Origin of the sequence: Dyella sp. 2YAF14, assembly GCF_052114725.1 — a bacterium.
In the GTDB taxonomy this organism is placed as follows: domain Bacteria; phylum Pseudomonadota; class Gammaproteobacteria; order Xanthomonadales; family Rhodanobacteraceae; genus Dyella.
Window position 1 is genome coordinate 1 of the sequence record NZ_JBFRFH010000029.1, and the last position, 16,263, is coordinate 16,263.

The 16,263-nt window shown below is 65.3% G+C and carries 13 protein-coding genes; 6 read left to right on the forward strand and 7 right to left on the reverse strand.

The genetic code is table 11. The features are described from left to right. Positions 1–673: 673 nt before the first annotated feature. Positions 674–1,213 (reverse strand): peptide deformylase, encoded by a 540-nt coding sequence (def, locus tag AB4Y82_RS20675; protein ID WP_441605613.1) that lies wholly within the window; start codon positions 1,211–1,213, stop codon positions 674–676. Between the two features lie 208 nt (positions 1,214–1,421). Between def and AB4Y82_RS20680 the strand changes: the two genes are divergently transcribed. From AB4Y82_RS20680 to AB4Y82_RS20690, 3 genes are all read left to right on the forward strand, one after another. Further along, positions 1,422–3,497: a carbon starvation CstA family protein gene (locus tag AB4Y82_RS20680; RefSeq protein ID WP_441605614.1), complete on the forward strand. Its 2,076-nt coding sequence runs from the start codon at positions 1,422–1,424 to the stop codon at positions 3,495–3,497. A gap of 11 nt (positions 3,498–3,508) precedes the next feature. After that, a complete protein-coding gene (locus tag AB4Y82_RS20685; protein WP_441605615.1) occupies positions 3,509–3,703 on the forward strand; it encodes a YbdD/YjiX family protein in 195 nt (64 codons plus the stop codon). Positions 3,704–3,843: 140 nt separating this feature from the next. Further along, positions 3,844–4,356 (forward strand): DUF2127 domain-containing protein, encoded by a 513-nt coding sequence (locus tag AB4Y82_RS20690; protein WP_441605616.1) that lies wholly within the window; start codon positions 3,844–3,846, stop codon positions 4,354–4,356. Between the two features lie 108 nt (positions 4,357–4,464). On the opposite strand, the gene AB4Y82_RS20695 is transcribed toward AB4Y82_RS20690, so the two are convergent. The 6 genes from AB4Y82_RS20695 to xerD all read right to left on the reverse strand — a co-directional run bounded on the left by AB4Y82_RS20695 (position 4,465) and on the right by xerD (position 13,046). Further along, positions 4,465–5,364, reverse strand: coding sequence for a DMT family transporter (locus tag AB4Y82_RS20695; protein WP_441605617.1), 900 nt, complete (start codon positions 5,362–5,364; stop codon positions 4,465–4,467). Further along, positions 5,361–6,266 (reverse strand): glycosyltransferase family 2 protein, encoded by a 906-nt coding sequence (locus tag AB4Y82_RS20700; protein WP_441605624.1) that lies wholly within the window; start codon positions 6,264–6,266, stop codon positions 5,361–5,363. The genes AB4Y82_RS20695 and AB4Y82_RS20700 overlap by 4 nt, the downstream gene beginning before the upstream one ends. Positions 6,267–6,406: 140 nt before the next feature. Continuing rightward, the gene (locus AB4Y82_RS20705) at positions 6,407–7,153 is read right to left on the reverse strand and encodes a hypothetical protein (protein ID WP_441605618.1); all 747 of its coding nucleotides are present in this window, start codon (positions 7,151–7,153) and stop codon (positions 6,407–6,409) included. A gap of 36 nt (positions 7,154–7,189) precedes the next feature. Then, entirely contained in the window at positions 7,190–11,050 is a 3,861-nt protein-coding gene (gene purL / locus AB4Y82_RS20710; RefSeq protein WP_441605619.1) for a phosphoribosylformylglycinamidine synthase, read from the reverse strand. A 183-nt stretch (positions 11,051–11,233) separates the two neighbouring features. Next, positions 11,234–12,025 (reverse strand): DsbC family protein, encoded by a 792-nt coding sequence (locus AB4Y82_RS20715; RefSeq protein WP_441605625.1) that lies wholly within the window; start codon positions 12,023–12,025, stop codon positions 11,234–11,236. 109 nt (positions 12,026–12,134) lie between these two features. Then, complete coding sequence (gene xerD, locus AB4Y82_RS20720) at positions 12,135–13,046, reverse strand: site-specific tyrosine recombinase XerD (protein ID WP_441605620.1); 912 nt, start codon at positions 13,044–13,046, stop codon at positions 12,135–12,137. A gap of 63 nt (positions 13,047–13,109) precedes the next feature. Between xerD and AB4Y82_RS20725 the strand changes: the two genes are divergently transcribed. The 3 genes from AB4Y82_RS20725 (at position 13,110) to AB4Y82_RS20735 (ending at position 15,747) form a co-directional block, all read left to right on the forward strand. Beyond that, on the forward strand, positions 13,110–13,604 hold the full coding sequence (locus tag AB4Y82_RS20725; RefSeq protein WP_441605621.1) for an RDD family protein: 495 nt from the start codon (positions 13,110–13,112) through the stop codon (positions 13,602–13,604). Between the two features lie 46 nt (positions 13,605–13,650). Next, the gene (locus tag AB4Y82_RS20730; RefSeq protein WP_441605622.1) at positions 13,651–14,394 is read left to right on the forward strand and encodes a class I SAM-dependent methyltransferase; all 744 of its coding nucleotides are present in this window, start codon (positions 13,651–13,653) and stop codon (positions 14,392–14,394) included. Positions 14,395–14,493: 99 nt separating this feature from the next. Then, positions 14,494–15,747 carry a polyhydroxyalkanoate depolymerase gene (locus tag AB4Y82_RS20735; protein WP_441605623.1) on the forward strand — a complete coding sequence of 418 codons (1,254 nt, stop codon included), beginning with the start codon at positions 14,494–14,496 and terminating at the stop codon, positions 15,745–15,747. The last annotated feature ends 516 nt before the right edge of the window (positions 15,748–16,263 follow it).

The window sequence follows — 16,263 nt, forward strand, 5'->3', positions numbered from 1 at the left end:
GCGGTGTACCGCTCCGTAGGATTGTCGCGCACAGGGTGCGCTCCCACAGAAGAGCCGACCGGCAAGATTGATCCACCATCCACAGGCCATCGCGATCCCTTGTAGGAGCGCACTTGTGCGCGACCGCAGCGTCGYGGTGCATCGCTCCGGTTGGTCGCGCACAAGTGCGCTCCTACAAAAGACCGGCCGGCCCCGCAACGCCGGGCGTTGGGCTCTTGATCAGGCTCTTGCCCCCGGGGTCCCCGTATGACGCGGCGGGCGGGTGGAGGAAAGCCCGAAGGGKGGCCGCATGGATGCGGCCAGTTTTTCGACAGGACAGGGATGTCCTGTCGAAAAACCCCGTAACCCGACCGCGCACCTGGAGGGCCGAAGGCCCGGAAGGCGCGTCATCCGGGGGGCCCTTCTCTTTGGTTACTTTCTCTTGGGCAAGCAAGAGAAAGTGACCCGGGCCGCGGCAGCGGCACGGAAGCCCGCGGCAGGCGGGCAAGGTCGCCGTATCGCAACAACTAAACTCCGAGGCTCTGGATGACCCGCCATTCGGCTGTTGAGAAGCGCTTCCCGCCTTCGCAGGACGAGCAAAAGCTACCTAAACTGGGACGCGTAGAGACGTTCCCGCGAGCACCCGCCCCTCACCCCAACCCTCTCCCCGACGGGGAGCGGGAGCAAAGCGGACTCACTCATCCGCCCCCGGATCCATCCCCGGAAACAACACCTCGGTATACCCAAACTTGCTGAAATCCGTGATCCGCGAGGGATACAAACGCCCGATCAAGTGATCGCACTCATGCTGCACCACGCGCGCATGGAAACCTTCCGCGTTGCGATCAATCTGCGCACCGTGCGGATCGACCCCCTGATAGCGGATCAACGAATACCGACTCACCGCACCCCGCAGGCCAGGTACCGACAGACAACCTTCCCACCCCTCCTCCATGTCCTGCGACAGCGGCGTGATCACCGGATTGAGCAGGATCGTGCGCGGCACCGCCGGGGCGTCCGGATAGCGCTCGGACTGGTCGAAGCCGAAGATCACCAATTGCAGGTCCACGCCGATTTGCGGTGCAGCAAGACCGACGCCGCCGGCGTCGTGCATGGTGTCGAACATATCGGCGATCAGCGCATCGAGTTCCGCGCTGCCGATCATGCCGTCAGGCACCGGCGGGGCCACCCGCAACAGCCGTGGGTCGCCCATCTTCAGGATCTCGCGGATCATGGAAAAATCCTCGCCTCTTCATCGATTCAGCAAGGCCGCGGGGGGCGGCTGACAGACCGCCAGTGTACGCGCCGGCCGGGATGCCCGCGCATGCGCACGCCCCCTCCGCCCATTCGACCAATGGCTAATGCGAGGCGACGCAATATGTTGTTGACCCCCGCCTCCCCCGGGACGAACCTTGCGGGGGACTTCCCAGGAGCCAATGCGAATGTCTACCGTCGCCGTCAAACCAAGTCCCGCAGGGAAGATCCTGTGGGCCGCCATCGCCATCGTCGGCGCCTGGTGCCTGGGGGTGGTCGCGCTGCGCCGGGGCGAACCGATCAACGCCATCTGGCTGGTTGCCGCAGCCATTGCCGTGTTCGTGATCGGCTACCGCTTCTACAGCAAGTTCATCAATGAAAAAGTGCTGCGCATGGACCCCAGCCGGGCCACGCCAGCCGTACTGCGCAACGATGGCCTGGACTATGTACCCACCGACAAGTGGGTGGTGTTCGGCCACCACTTCGCCGCGATCGCCGGTGCCGGCCCGCTGGTCGGTCCGGTGCTGGCGGCGCAGATGGGTTACCTGCCCGGCACGCTCTGGATCCTGTTCGGCGTAGTGTTTGCCGGCGCGGTGCAGGACTTCATGATCCTGGGCCTCTCGGTACGACGCGATGGCCGCTCGCTGGGCAATATGCTGCGCGACGAGCTCGGGCCAACCGCCGGCGTGGTGGCCATGTTCGGCGTGCTGGTGCTGATGATGATCGTGCTGGCGGTGCTGGCGCTGGTGGTGGTCAAGGCGCTGACGCACAGCCCCTGGGGCACCTTTACGGTGGCAGCGACCATTCCGATCGCGCTGCTGATGGGCGTCTATCTGCGCTGGCTGCGGCCGGGCAAGATTCTCGAAGTGTCGATCATCGGCCTGATCCTGCTGCTGACTTCGATCTGGTTCGGCGCGCACGTCGCCGCCTCGCCCACGTGGTCGGCAGTGTTCGATTTCGATGCGAAGTCGCTTGCCTGGCTGCTGATCGCCTACGGCTTCTGCGCCTCGGTGTTGCCGGTGTGGCTGTTGCTGGCGCCGCGCGACTATCTCTCCACCTTCCTCAAGATCGGCACCATCATGCTGCTGGCGCTGGCCATCTTCCTGGCTGCGCCCACGCTGCAGATGCCGGCCATCACCAAGTTCATCGACGGCACCGGCCCGGTGTTCCAGGGCAACCTGTTCCCGTTCCTGTTCATCACCATCGCCTGCGGCGCGGTGTCGGGCTGGCATTCGATCATTGCCTCGGGCACCACGCCCAAGCTGATCGCCAATGAAGGCGAGGCGCGCATGATCGGCTACGGCGGCATGCTGATGGAGGCCTTCGTCGCCATCATGGCGCTGGTTGCCGCCGCTTCGCTGCATCCGGGCGTGTACTTCGCGATGAACTCGCCGGCCGCCTTGATCGGCACCACCGCGCAATCGGCCGCTACCGCGATCAGCCAGTGGGGCTTCGTGGTGACGCCGGACGAGTTGCTCAATACCGCCAAGAACATCGGCGAGTCGAGCATCTTGAGCCGCGCCGGCGGAGCGCCGACGCTGGCGGTGGGCATGGCCCAGCTGCTGCACGGCATCGTTCCGGGCGAGGGCATGATGGCGTTCTGGTACCACTACGCCATCCTGTTCGAAGCCTTGTTCATCCTCACCACCGTGGATGCGGGAACGCGCGTGGGCCGCTTCATGATCCAGGAGATCGCCGGCCTCATCTACAAGCCGCTGCAGCACACCGAATCGTGGACCGGCAACCTGCTGGCTACCGCCATCTGCGTAGGTCTATGGGGCTACTTCCTGTATCAAGGCGCAGTCGATCCATTGGGCGGCATCAACACGCTATGGCCATTGTTCGGTATCGCCAACCAGATGCTGGCGGCGGTGGCGTTGATGCTGGCCACGGTAGTGACGGTGAAGCTCAAGCGCGAGCGCTACGTGCTCGTGCCGGGCATTCCCGCGATCTGGCTGTGCGTGTGCACACTCACGGCAGGCTGGGAGAAGCTCAGCGGTCCGATCAGCTTCACGGCGGCGGCGCAGAAATACGCGCAGGCCATCGCCGACGGCAAACTGCTGGCGCCGGCCAAGACCGCGGAGGAAATGCAGCGCATCGTGACCAACAACTATGTCGACGCCGCGCTCACCGGCATTTTCATGCTGCTGATCCTGACCATGCTCGCCTTCACCATCCGGGCGATCGTCAGGGCCTGGAGCATCAACCATCCCACCGCTCACGAAGAGCCGTACGTGGCGCTGGGCACCGTGCCCAGCCGCTGAGGGCTGCCATCATGAAAATGGACCTGCAGGCGATCGGGAAGTGGGCGGTGCAAACCGCCCGCCTCTGCTGTGGCGTTCCCGACTACGACGTGTACGTGAAGCACCTGCGCGAACACCACCCGGATCGCGCCGTGCCCAGCTACAAGGAGTTTTTCAGGGAGCGGCAAATTGCCCGCTACAAGGGAACCGGCGGACGCTGCTGCTAGGCTGAGACCGGTCCGAGCATCCCAAAGGCCGTGCCCTGCCGGGCATGGCCTTTCTCGTCTCTGAACGGGGCTGGGCATCCGATACCCTAGCCTTCATCATCCCGCCCAGATCATGGCCGCTCGCCACTGCAAGACTCCCGATGACCAAACACCACCACCCCCGCCTGCAGCCTTCGTCGGAGATCGAGGCCCAACACAGCCTCGGCCTGCGCATCATCGCCATCTACAAGGGCGTGAAGACGGTGTGCCTGATCCTGGTGGCGATTTTCGCCTTCCACCTGGACCGCGAGCAGAACTTCGAAAAGCTGGTGCACTGGCTGGAGCACCTGTCGCTGACCGACAGCAACGGCCTGCGCTGGCGCCTGGTGGAGGTGCTGCAATCGCTGGGACCGAGCAAGTTCGTCGCGATCGGCCTGGTGGCGCTCGCTTATGCCGCCATCTTCGCCACCGAAGGCACCGGACTGTGGCTGCGCAAGCACTGGGCGGAATGGTTCACGGTGATTGCCACCGGCTCGCTGATTCCGCTGGAGTTGTACGAGACGATCCACAAGTTTGGCTGGCTCAAGCTGGGTGCATTGATCGCCAACATCGCCATCGTGATCTATCTGGTGCGCCTTGCGCTGCAGCCGCATCCGGCCAAGCGCAAAGACTGAAAGGGCAACACCTGTGGGAGCGCACCCTGTGCGCGACAAACCTACGAAGCGATGACGTCCCGGCGCCGCAGTCGCGCACAGGGTGCGTTCCCACAGAACGGAGGGCGCTCACACCTCGTGGTGCAGCCCTTCCGCCTGCACCGCACTGCTGCGCGGCGCCAGCTCCACCAGATACATCGCCGCCAGCACCAGCGCACCGCCGGCGAGCATGCGCCAGGTCAGCGCGTCATGGCCGAAGCTGACCGCGAAGCCCGCCGCAAACACCGGCTCCAGCGTCATCACGATGGCCGCGCGCGTCGGCGAGAGATGGGCCTGCGCCCAGGTCTGCACCAGCATAGCGCCCGCGCCGGCCGCCAGCGCCATATACACGACGGCCGCCCAGGCGCCGAGATCGGGCGGGAGCGAGGGACCGGAAGGCACCGTAGCCAGCAGGCAGATCGCTGCAATCACCATCATCTGCACCGTCGACAAGGCGAATGCGCTGCCGGGACGCGACCAGGTTCCCAGTCCGACGATGTGCAGGCCATACAACGCCGCTGAGGCGAGCGTGAGCCACACGCCGTAACCGACGCTCAAACCGTGCAACGCAAGCAGGCCAAGACCACCGACGGAAAGCAGCACGGCAATCCAGGTGACCGACGGCAGCCGCTGGCGCAGCAGCACCGTGCCGAGCAAGGGCGTGAACACGACGTACATGCCGGTGACGAAGCCGCTGATGCTCGCCGACGTATGTTCCAGCCCGGAGGTCTGCAATAGCTGCGCAATGCCGTAGATCGCACCCAGCGCACTGCCCTGCCACCACTCGCGCCGACTCAGCCGCAGCAGCGGGCGATGAAACAACGCAGCCATGGCCAGGGCTGCGATGAGAAAGCGCACGGCCAGGAAATCGGCCACGGGCATGCGCGCCACCAGATCCTTGATCAGGAAAAAGGTGGAACCCCAGATGGCGGTGACTGACACCAGACCCAGCGTGGCCCAGGTCGCGGTTCGCGACGCGCGCGCCGTCACGCGGCGTCCTGCGATCGCTTGCGCCGCGCCAGTCGCCACAGCTGCCCGGGAATCTGCAGCAAAAAGTGCGTCCAGATGCCGAGCCACACCACGCCGGCGATCCACGGCTTGCGCGAATCCGGATCGAACTTGCGGAACCAGCGCCACATGCCGCGATGCTTGTGCCTGCTCACGAACACCGGCCGATGACGGCTCGAACTGCCCTTGCCGTGCAGCACGTGCACATCGCCCGCCAGCATCACGTGATAACCGGCGTCGCGCACGCGGCGGCACAGGTCCAGGTCTTCGCAATGCAGGAAATAGGCTTCGTCGAAACCGGCGAGATAGTTGAACACGCGCCGCGGCATCAGCATCAACGCGCCCGACACCGCCTCGGCCTCGACCAGGCTGTCCGGCATGGGGCCTTCGATATTGATGCCTTCGCCCGCGCGATGGAACAGCGTATTCAACGCGCGACGCAGCAACGGATCGCGACGATAAGACGCCGGATCGGGCGTACCGTTTTCATCGCACACCACCGCGCCGATCACGCCCGCACGCGGATGCGAGGCCAGCAGGTCGAGCAGACGCTGCAGCGTCTCGTTGTCGATCAGGCAATCGGGATTGAGCACCAGCAGCGACTTGCCGTGCGACTGCGCTGCGCCGCGGTTCACCGCCGGGCCGAAACCCAGGTTGGCATGGTTGTAGACCACGCGCAGCCGCGTATCGCTCTCGTGCGCGCGCGCAATCGCCTGCGGAATGCCGTCGGAGGAGGCGTTGTCCACCAGCACCAATTCCAGCGGCAGCTCGCACGCCAGCACGCGCCGCACGCAGTCGCGCAGGCTGGGACCACTGTCGGCGGCCACCACGATCACACTGACCGGCAACACGGAGGACAAGGAAGAAGGTGCGTCGGTAGTCACAGTCACAAGTATGCGTTGTCCGGGGCTAGATTGAGTGACTGAAAGTGTTCCAAGGGTTCACGCAGGCCGCTGTGGGCGCGTCTACCCGGGGAGAACTGTGAAGTGTATGTCGAGACGGGCCGTCCGATGAAACGCCTTGACTACGGTCGCGGCAGCTGCCCCAGCACTTCATGCAGGGGAGTCGGCGCCGCATCGCTGCCCGCGGCCAGCCAAGGCTGCTCGCCGTCCCAGCCGCTCAGTTGCCACCCGCTCAGCCGATGCATGTGCCGGCTTTGCCGGTCCCACAGTATCTCGCCGCGGCCGCCCGGCAGATTGGCCACAAACCAGCGGCCGCCAGGACTACTGCAGTAGCGCGGGCTCGCCTTGTCGATCACCTGGCCCTGGGCGAACACGTAACGCCCTCGCCCATCGTCGATCGCCTCGAAGCGCGCGGCGCCAGTCGCGTCGACGAATTCAGCAGTCGCGACCTGCCAGTGAGCCCGGGTCAGTTCGATGATGTGCGCGGGCGGACCGACCGGCGCCATCGCCAGCTCGCTCCACTCCGGCGATGCCTTAGCCGCCGGCGTGCCTTGCACGCGATGGTCGAGCAGCGACTCCATTAACACCACCAGCGAGAAGCCGACCAGGGCGCCCAGCAAGGCCGCGCCCCAAGCCAGCAGGTCACCGCCCAGGGCGCGCTGCACGGCGAACAACAAACCGGGCAAACCCCAGCGCAAGGCACGTCGGCAGAGCTCGGCGTAGCGCGCGACGCGCCGGTCGAACCACACCGCACCCAGCGCAGACAACAACAGCAGCGGCAATCCCAGCCACCAGGGCAACATCGCCAGCACGCCCGACCAGGCGAGCCCCGGAAGTACTTTCGATAACCAGCGCGCGACGGCAGCCACGCTAGACCCTCGACACAGGCCTAGCGTGGGAACACATCAGCCGCACCACACCCGTGCGTTGCGGAACATGCGCATCCACGGTGAATCCTCGCCCCACTTTTCCGGATGCCAGCTCATCAGCACGCTGCGGAACACGCGTTCCGGATGCGGCATCATGATCGTCACGCGTCCTTCGGCAGCGGTGAAACCGGTGAGACCGCCCGGCGAACCGTTCGGGTTCAGCGGATAGTCTTCGGTGGGCTTGCCGCGGTTGTCCACATAACGCAGCGCCGCGCCGGCCTTGGACGGGCTGCAGCTGTACGGGAAGCTCACGCGGCCTTCGCCGTGCGCCACCGCCACCGGGATGCGCGAACCGGCCATGCCCTTGAAGAAGATGCTCGGCGAATCGAGCACTTCCACCGTGGCCAGACGGGCCTCGTACTGCTCCGACGCGTTGCGCAGGAACTTCGGCCAGTGCTGCGCACCGGGGATGATGTCCTTGAGCTGGCCCATCATCTGGCAGCCGTTGCAGACGCCCAGCGCAAAACGCGAAGTGTCGGCAAAGAACGTGCTGAATTCCGCGCGCAGGTATTCGTTGTAGAGGATGGAGGTGGCCCAGCCGCGACCCGCACCCAGCACGTCGCCATAGGAGAAACCGCCGCATGCCGCAAAGCCGCGGAAGTCGGCCAGCTTGATGCGACCGCTGGCCAGATCGGACATATGGACGTCCACCGCATCGAAGCCGGCACGCGTGAACGCAGCCGCCATTTCGACCTGGCCATTGACGCCCTGCTCGCGCAGCACCGCCACGCGCGGGCGTGCGCCCTTGGCGATGTACGGTGCGGCGATGTCGTCGACCGGCTCGAAGCTCAGCTTCGGATGGATACCCGGGTCGGAGTCGTCCAGGCGCCAGGCGTTTTCGGCATCGGCCGACGCCGGGTTGTCGCGCAGGCGCTGCATGGCGTAGCTGGTTTCGTTCCACGCTTCGAACAGCGTGCGCCAGTTCCACTTGAACATGGTGTCGCCGTTGTGGAACAGCTTGATGCCGAGCTTTTCCTTTGGACGTCCAATGCGGTACGCCATGCTGGTCAGGCCATGCTTGACCAGCAGCGCCTCGAAGGCTTCGCGATTGGCCGAGGCCACCTGCATCACCGCGCCAAGTTCTTCGTTGAACAGCGCGCGCAGCGTCGCTTCCGCCCAGCCGTCCAGCTGAATTTCCAGACCGCAGTGACCGGCGAACGCCATTTCCAGCAAGGTCACGATGACGCCGCCGTCGGAACGGTCGTGATAGGCCAGCAGCAGACCGTTCGCGTTCGCTTCCTGCACCAGGTCAAACAGCGACTTCAGGCGCTTGGCATCGTCCAGATCCGGCGGCACGCCGCCGCCGCGGTTGAACACCTGGGTCAGCGCGGAACCGCCGAGGCGATCGCGGCAGGCGCCAAGATCCAGCAGCCAGAGTTCGGAGTCGCCGCGATCCAGGCGCAGCTGCGGCGTGAGCGTGCGGCGCACGTCGGTGACGCGCGCGAAGCCGGTGATGACCAGCGACACCGGCGACACCGTCGACTGCATGGTGTCGCCATCCTTCCAGATCGTCTGCATGGACAGCGAGTCCTTGCCGACCGGAATCGAGATGTCGAGCTCCGGGCACAATTCCATGCCCACGGCCTTCACCGCGTCGAACAGTGCCGCATCTTCGCCGGGGAAATTCACCGCCGCCTGCCAGTTGGCCGAAAGGCGGATTTCGCCCAGCGAGGCGATCGGTGCGGCGGCAAGATTGGTGATGGCTTCGCCCACGGCGAGGCGGGCGGCGTCCGGGCTGCTCAGCAACGCCACGGGTGCGCGCTCGGCCATCGCCATCGCTTCACCGGTGTAGCTGTCGAAATCGGTGACGGTCACGGCGCAATCGGCCACCGGCACCTGCCACGGACCGACCATCGGGTCGCGCACATTGAGGCCACCGACGGTACGGTCGCCAATGGTGATGAGGAAGCTCTTGCTGCCCACGGTCGGCAGGCGCAGCACGCGCATCAGCGCTTCGTCCATGCTGATGCCGGCCAGATCAGGCAAGAGATCGACGCGCGGCTTCAGGCGCTTGGCATCGCGATGCATGCGCGGCGGCTTGCCGAACAGCACGTCCATCGGCAAGTCGATCACCAGCGTGTCCGTGCGCGGATCGTGCACCACCAGGCGACGCTCAGCCGTGGCGTCGCCGACCACTGCATAAGGGCAGCGCTCGCGCTTGCAGTAGGCCTCGAATTCGGCGAGATCCTCCGGCCCGATCGCGAGCACATAGCGCTCTTGCGATTCGTTGCTCCACACCTGCATCGGCGACAGCGAAGGGTCATCGCACGGAATCTTGGACAGGTCGATGCGACCGCCCACACCGGCGTCGTTGAGCAACTCGGGAATGGCGTTGGACAGACCGCCTGCGCCTACGTCGTGCACGCTGACGATGGGGTTCTTGTCGCCACGCGCCCAGCAGCTGTCGATCACCTGCTGCGCGCGACGCTCCATCTCGGCGTTGTCGCGCTGCACGGAAGCGAAATCCAGCTCCTTGCTCGACGTGCCCGAGGCCACCGAGGAGGCCGCGCCACCGCCCAGGCCGATCAACATGGCCGGGCCACCGAGCACGATCACTTTGTTGCCCGGCTGCACGTCGCGCTTCTGCACATGGTCGGCACGGATATTGGCCAGGCCGCCGGCGATCATGATCGGCTTGTCGTAGCCACGGCGCACGCCCGCTTCACCGGTCTCGTGCTCGTACGTACGGAAGTAACCGCCCAGCGCCGGACGGCCGAATTCGTTGTTGAATGCAGCGGCGCCCAAGGGGCCGTCGCGCATGATTTCGAAGGCAGTCGCCATATGCGGCGGCAGCGGGCGATCCACTTCCCACGGTCGCGGCAGGCCAGGAATGCGCAGGTCGGACACGGAGAAACCGGTCAGGCCGGCCTTGGGCTTGGCGCCACGGCCGGTGGCGCCTTCATCGCGGATTTCGCCGCCGGCGCCGGTGGCCGCACCCGGCCACGGCGCGATGGCCGTGGGATGGTTGTGCGTTTCGACCTTGATCGCATAATCGATGCGCTCCGGATGCGAACGCCACACACCGTCCTGATCGGTGAAGAAGCGCTTGCCTTCGGAGCCTTCGATCACGGCTGCGTTGTCCTTATAGGCAGACAACGTATGAGCCGGCGAATGCTGGTGGGTGTTCTTGATCATGCCGAACAGGCTCTTGTCCTGAGCCTCGCCGTCCAGCGTCCAGCTGGCGTTGAACACTTTGTGGCGGCAGTGCTCGGAATTGGCCTGCGCGAACATGAAGAGTTCGGCGTCGGTCGGATTGCGACCCAGTTCGGCGTAGCGTGCGACCAGGTACTCGATCTCGTCGTCCGCCAGCGCCAGGCCAAGTTCCCGGTTGGCCACGTCCAGCGCGGCCTTGGGATCGCTGCCCAGCTCGATGTAGACCACCGGACCGGGCTGGCCACCGAGGAACAAGCTGTGCGCCTGGCTCAGATCGGTAAGCACCGACTGCGTCATCGCGTCATGCAGAACGGCAACGACGGCGTCGTACTGCGCGCTGCCAATGGCCGGCAGACTGGCGACCTGCCAGGCGACGCCGCGCTCGACGCGGCGCACGTCAAAGCCGGCGCCATGCAGGATATCGGTGGCCTTGCTGGACCAGGGCGAAATCGTGCCCAGGCGCGGAACCACCCATAGCGAGGCGTGTTCGGGCTTGCCTTCTTTGGCTTCGAGCACTTCCAGCAGGCGGCGATGCTGCTCGCCCTCCGGCTCGCGGTCGGCGTCGATGAAATAAATAAACCACGACGCCTGCACACGCGTGCCACGGTGAATGGCTTCCAGGCGTGCGTTCAGACGTTCAAGGCGAAAAGGGGAGAGGGCGCTCTGCCCGTCGAGTGCGATCATGCGGGGACAGGAGGTAGGCGAAAACGCCGATTGTACCTCATAGCGCATCAACACTGCCGCGACGCAGCATCGCGACCGTTCGGGCGACGCTGGCACTCCAACGCCGCCCAGTCAGTCTAACTCAATGAATCTACGGCCAATTGCCGCATGCCAGGGGCACAAAGCCGCATCGGTCGCCCGACATCAGCCGCCGGTCTTAAGCGCCTGCAACAGCTGCTCGGGCGTCACATAGCCGCCGACCATCGAACCATCGGCCGCAATGATGGTGGGCGTGCCCGACACGCCGAGCTTCACGCCCAGGTCGAATTCGTCCTTCACCGGGTTCGGACAGTTGGTGGCCTTGGGCGCCTTGCCCTGCTTGGCCGAGGTGAACGCGGCCTTGCGGTCGCTGGCGCACCACACCGAGACCATCTCGTTATAGGTGGGCGTGGTACGGCCCGCCTCGTTGATGACGCCTTCGCGCGGCCAGGCGATGTACTCCACCGCGATCCCGGCCTTGTTGAAATCGGCCATGTGTTCGTGCAACTGACGGCAGTACGCGCAGTTGACGTCGGTGAACACGGTGACGCGATAACGCGGATTGGCCGGCGCGAACACGATGCGGTCGGCCTCGGGCACCTTGGCCAGCTCGGCCTTGCGGAACTCGGCCCAGCCATCCTCGGTGATGTTCTTTTTCCTGCCCAGGTCGATCAGGTCGCCATTGAGCATGTACTTGCCGTCGCTGGACACATAGACCAGATGGCCCGAGGCGATGACCTGGTAAAAGCCCTGCATCGGTGCCGGACGGATCGAGTCGATGCTCGCGTTGGGCACCAGGCCTTGCACGGCACGGCGAATGGCGGCTTCCGACCCGGTGGCCACAGCGGCGGGCGCAGCGGTGGCCACACCAGTCGCACCCGTTGTGCCGTCCGGCGCGGCGCAGGCATTGAGTGCCAATCCGCCGACGCACAGCGCCAGCAACCATTTCTTGAACATCGCAGACCTCGTGGACATGCATTTCCCCGTGGGGGAAACGTGGGGGAAAGCCATTCTCGCACAGGCGCCTGAATGCGGATGCGGGCCGTTTGGCACAGCCGCGGGTCGGTCAACCGCGCGGATGGTGCTGGGCGTGCAGCCGCTTGAGACCTTCCTTGGCGACCAGCGTATAGATCTGCGTGGTGCTCAGCGCGCTATGGCCCAACAGCATCTGCAGCGCGCGCAGGTCGGCGCCGTGGTTGAGCAGGTGGGTGGCGAAGGAATGCCGCAGCACATGCGGCGAAATGCGCTTTGAGACGATGCCTACCTGCACGGCGTAGCGCTTCACCAACGTCCAGAACATCTGCCGCGTCATGCCCACGCCGCGGTTGCTGAGAAACAGCGCCAGAGGCTGGCGGCCGCGCGCGAGCGACGGGCGTGCCGCAGCGAGATAGGCCTCGATGCGCTCGGCCGCCACCTCACCGATGGGCACCAGGCGATCCTTGCCGCCCTTGCCGGTGACCCGCACGACGCCTTGGCGCAGGTTGAGCGAAGCCAGCGGCAACTGCACCAGTTCGGATACGCGCAAGCCCGAGGCATACATCAGTTCCAGCATCGCGCGATCGCGCAGACCCAGGGTCGTGCCAAGATCCGGCGCATCCAGCAGGCCCTCGATCTCGCGCTCGGCCAAGGCCTTGGGCAGGCTGCGCGGCATCTTGGGACGCTCGATCAACAGCGTGGGATCGTCGAAACCCGGTTCGGTGCGCGCGACATGGGCGTAGTAGCGACGAAACGCCGACTGCCGACGCGCCAGCGAACGCACCGCCACCGGCTGGCTGCCGTGATAGGCGGACAAGTGCTGACGCTGCGCGCTGCGCAGGCTCTGCCCCTGCGAGCCCAGCCAGCGCGCGAGACTTTCGAGATCGCTGCGGTAAGCCTCCAGCGTGCGGTCGGACAATCCATCTTCGGACCACACGCGCTCGATGAAAGCATCGATGCTGCGACGGTCGGCTTCGGCGATACTGGGTTCTTCTTGCTGCATGGACGCGATGCTGGCTGCCCGCCTCGCCACGTGCAAGCGTTCCCTACGCAGGCTGCCGTTTCGATGACTTCCAGCACCGCCACCGATATCTATTGCCCGCTGTGGCGCCGCCTGTTCGCCCTGCTCTACGACCTGCTGGCCGTGGTGGCGATCGTGATGGTGGTCGGTTACGTGTGCCAGCGCGTCACCGGCGGCAACCTGATCAGCACCGACGGGCACGCGCACATCGCATGGTGGTATCAGCCGCTGCAGGCGCTGCTGGTATCGGCCTATTTCATCGCATCGTGGTTGCGCGGCGGACGCACGCTGGGCATGCGCCCCTGGCGCATTCGCGTCAGCAACGAGCAAGGATTTGGCATCACGTTCACCCAGGCGCTCGTGCGATTGCTCGTGGCGGCAGCGCCGATGGGCTTGCTGGTACTGGCGCCGTGGATCGGCACCAGGGCGGCACTGTGGGCGATGGCCGCCGCATGGATCGTCTGGTTTGGCGTATCTATTTTCGATCCGCGTCGACGAGCGCTCCATGATGTGATCGCGCGCACGGTTTTGCGCAAGTAAGGAAAGCTTCACATGAAAGTGAGGTGGATTCGGGCAACACTGTTATATGCCCTCGCTTGCCTTACCCCGTCGCGACGCCACCGAGCTTAAACGCATCAATCAGGCGTTCTACGACTCGCTGTGGTCAGGCTCGCGACTGGTCGATCCCAGCCGCTTCAATACCTGGCCGATGGTGCGCGAACTGGCCATGGCGCTGCCGCGCCGCTTGGAAGTGGCGCCCGGTCTGCGGCCGCGGCTGCCGATCGATGGCACTTACTTCGTCGACATCAGCACGGCCGCCCTGGGTGAACTTCGCTCGCACGGCGCCAGTGCCGCGCGCGCCAACATCAGCGCCCTGCCCTGTGCCGACGCCAGCTTCGATCTGGTCTGCGCGCTCGACATCCTTGAGCACGTGCTGGACGACGACAAGGCGCTGCGCGAGCTTTCCCGCGTTGCAGCACCCGATGCCCGCATGCTGCTCTCCGTGCCACTGCACGAAGCGGCCTGGACCGAGTTCGACGAGTTCGTCGGCCACTACCGCCGCTACGAGCCCGCCCAGATTCTGCGCAAACTCGAGTCCAATGGATGGACTATCGAGCAGAGCGCCATCTACGGCATGCAGCCCACCTCCAAGACCTTGCTGGGCCTGGGCCAGTGGTATCTCACCCACCAGCGCGAGCGCGCCCTGTGGTGGTACAACCGGGTGATCATGCCGCTGGGCCTGCGCCTGCAGAAGCCGCTGCGCTGGCAGCGCGGCATGGCCGACTGCGACGGCGTGGACGAATTGCTGCTGCTTTGTCGCCGCGTCTAAGCACCTGATTCAGCAGGATTGAGACAATGCGGCGGCGCAGCACGACTGCGCCAAAACCGGGTAAGATGGTTTTCTCTGACGCTTCCCGGTTCCACCCCGATGCTTTATCAGATCCATGAGTGGCAGCGCGCTTTCCTTGGCCCGCTGAGCCACTACGCCGAAGCCAGCGCCAAGCTGCTGAGCGACATCACCAGCCCGTTCTCGCATCTCCCGGGTGCGCCGCGCATGGCCGCCGGCTACGAGCTGTTGCACCGTCTGGGCAAGGAATACGAGAAGCCCGCGTTCAACATCCCGCAGGTGACGGCGCACGGTCAGGAAATTGCCGTGATCGAGCGCGTGATGCTGGACAAGCCGTTCTGCCAGCTCAAGCGCTTCAAGCGCTTCAGCGACGATCCGGAAACCATCGAGAAGTTGAAGAACGACCCGACCGTGCTGGTCGTCGCGCCGCTCTCCGGCCACCACGCCACGCTGCTGCGCGATACGGTGAAGACCCTGCTGCAAGACCACAAGGTGTACATCACCGACTGGGTCGACGCGCGCATGGTGCCGACCAGCGCGGGGCCGTTCCATCTGGACGACTACGTGGCGTACATCGAGGAATTCATCCGCCATATCGGCGCCGAGCGCGTGCACGTCATTTCCGTGTGCCAGCCGACCGTGCCGGTGCTTGCCGCGGTGTCCCTGATGGCGGCGCGCGGCGAAGCCACCCCGCTCAGCATGACCATGATGGGCGGCCCGATCGAGCCGCGCAGCAATCCGACCGGCGTCAACAACCTCGCCACCACGCGACCGCTCAGCTGGTTCCGCGGCAACCTCATCCACACCGTGCCGCCGAACTATCCCGGTACTGGTCGCGAGGTTTACCCGGGCTTCTTGCAGCACGCCGGCTTCATCGCGATGAACCCGGGCCGCCACCTGAACTCGCACTGGGATTTCTACGAGAACCTGCGTCGCGGCGATCAGGATGATGCCGAGGCGCACCGCAAGTTCTACGACGAATACAACGCCGTGCTCGATATGCCGGCCGAGTATTACCTCGACACCATCGCCACCGTGTTCCAGCAGTTCCTGCTGCCGCGCGGGCTCTGGGATGTCTCCGGCGAACGCGTGAAGCCTGCAGCCATCACCAAGACCGCGCTGTTCACCGTCGAAGGCGAGCTGGACGACATCGCCGGCCTTGGCCAGACCGAAGCGGCGCATGATCTGTGCAGCGGCATCCCTGCTGACCGTCGCGAACACCGCGTGGTCGAAGGCGCTGGCCACTACGGCATTTTCAGTGGTCGTCGCTGGCGGCAGACGGTGTATCCGCAGGTGCGGGATTTCATTCGCAAGTTCGATAAGCGGGCTGCCTAAGCCTGCTTTTTGCCCCTCTCCCGCCCTGGGAGAGGGCTCCGCGTGTCTGTGGGAGCGCACCCTGTGCGCGACAGCCACGCCGCGGTGTACCGCTCSGTAGGTTTGTCGCGCACAGGGTGCGCTCCCACAAAGAACTGAGCGGCAGCATTGATCCGCCATCCACAGGCCAGCGCGATCCCTTGTAGGAGCGCACTTGTGCGCGACCGCGGCGCCGCGATGCATCGCTCCGGTTGGTCGCGCACAAGTGCGCTCCTACAAAAGAAGAGACGCCCCGCAACACCGTCCGTTACGCGGCCCTTGATGTGGCTCTTGATCCCCGGGGTCCCCGTATGACGCGGCGGGCGGGTGGAGGAAAGCCCGAAGGGTGGCCGCAKGGATGCGGCCAGTTTTTCGACAGGACACGGATGTCCTGTCGAAAAACCCCGCAACCCGCACGCGCACCTGGAGGGCCAAAGGCCCGGAAGGCGCGTCATCCGGGGGGCCCTTTCTTTTGGTTACTTTTCTTTGGGCAAGCAA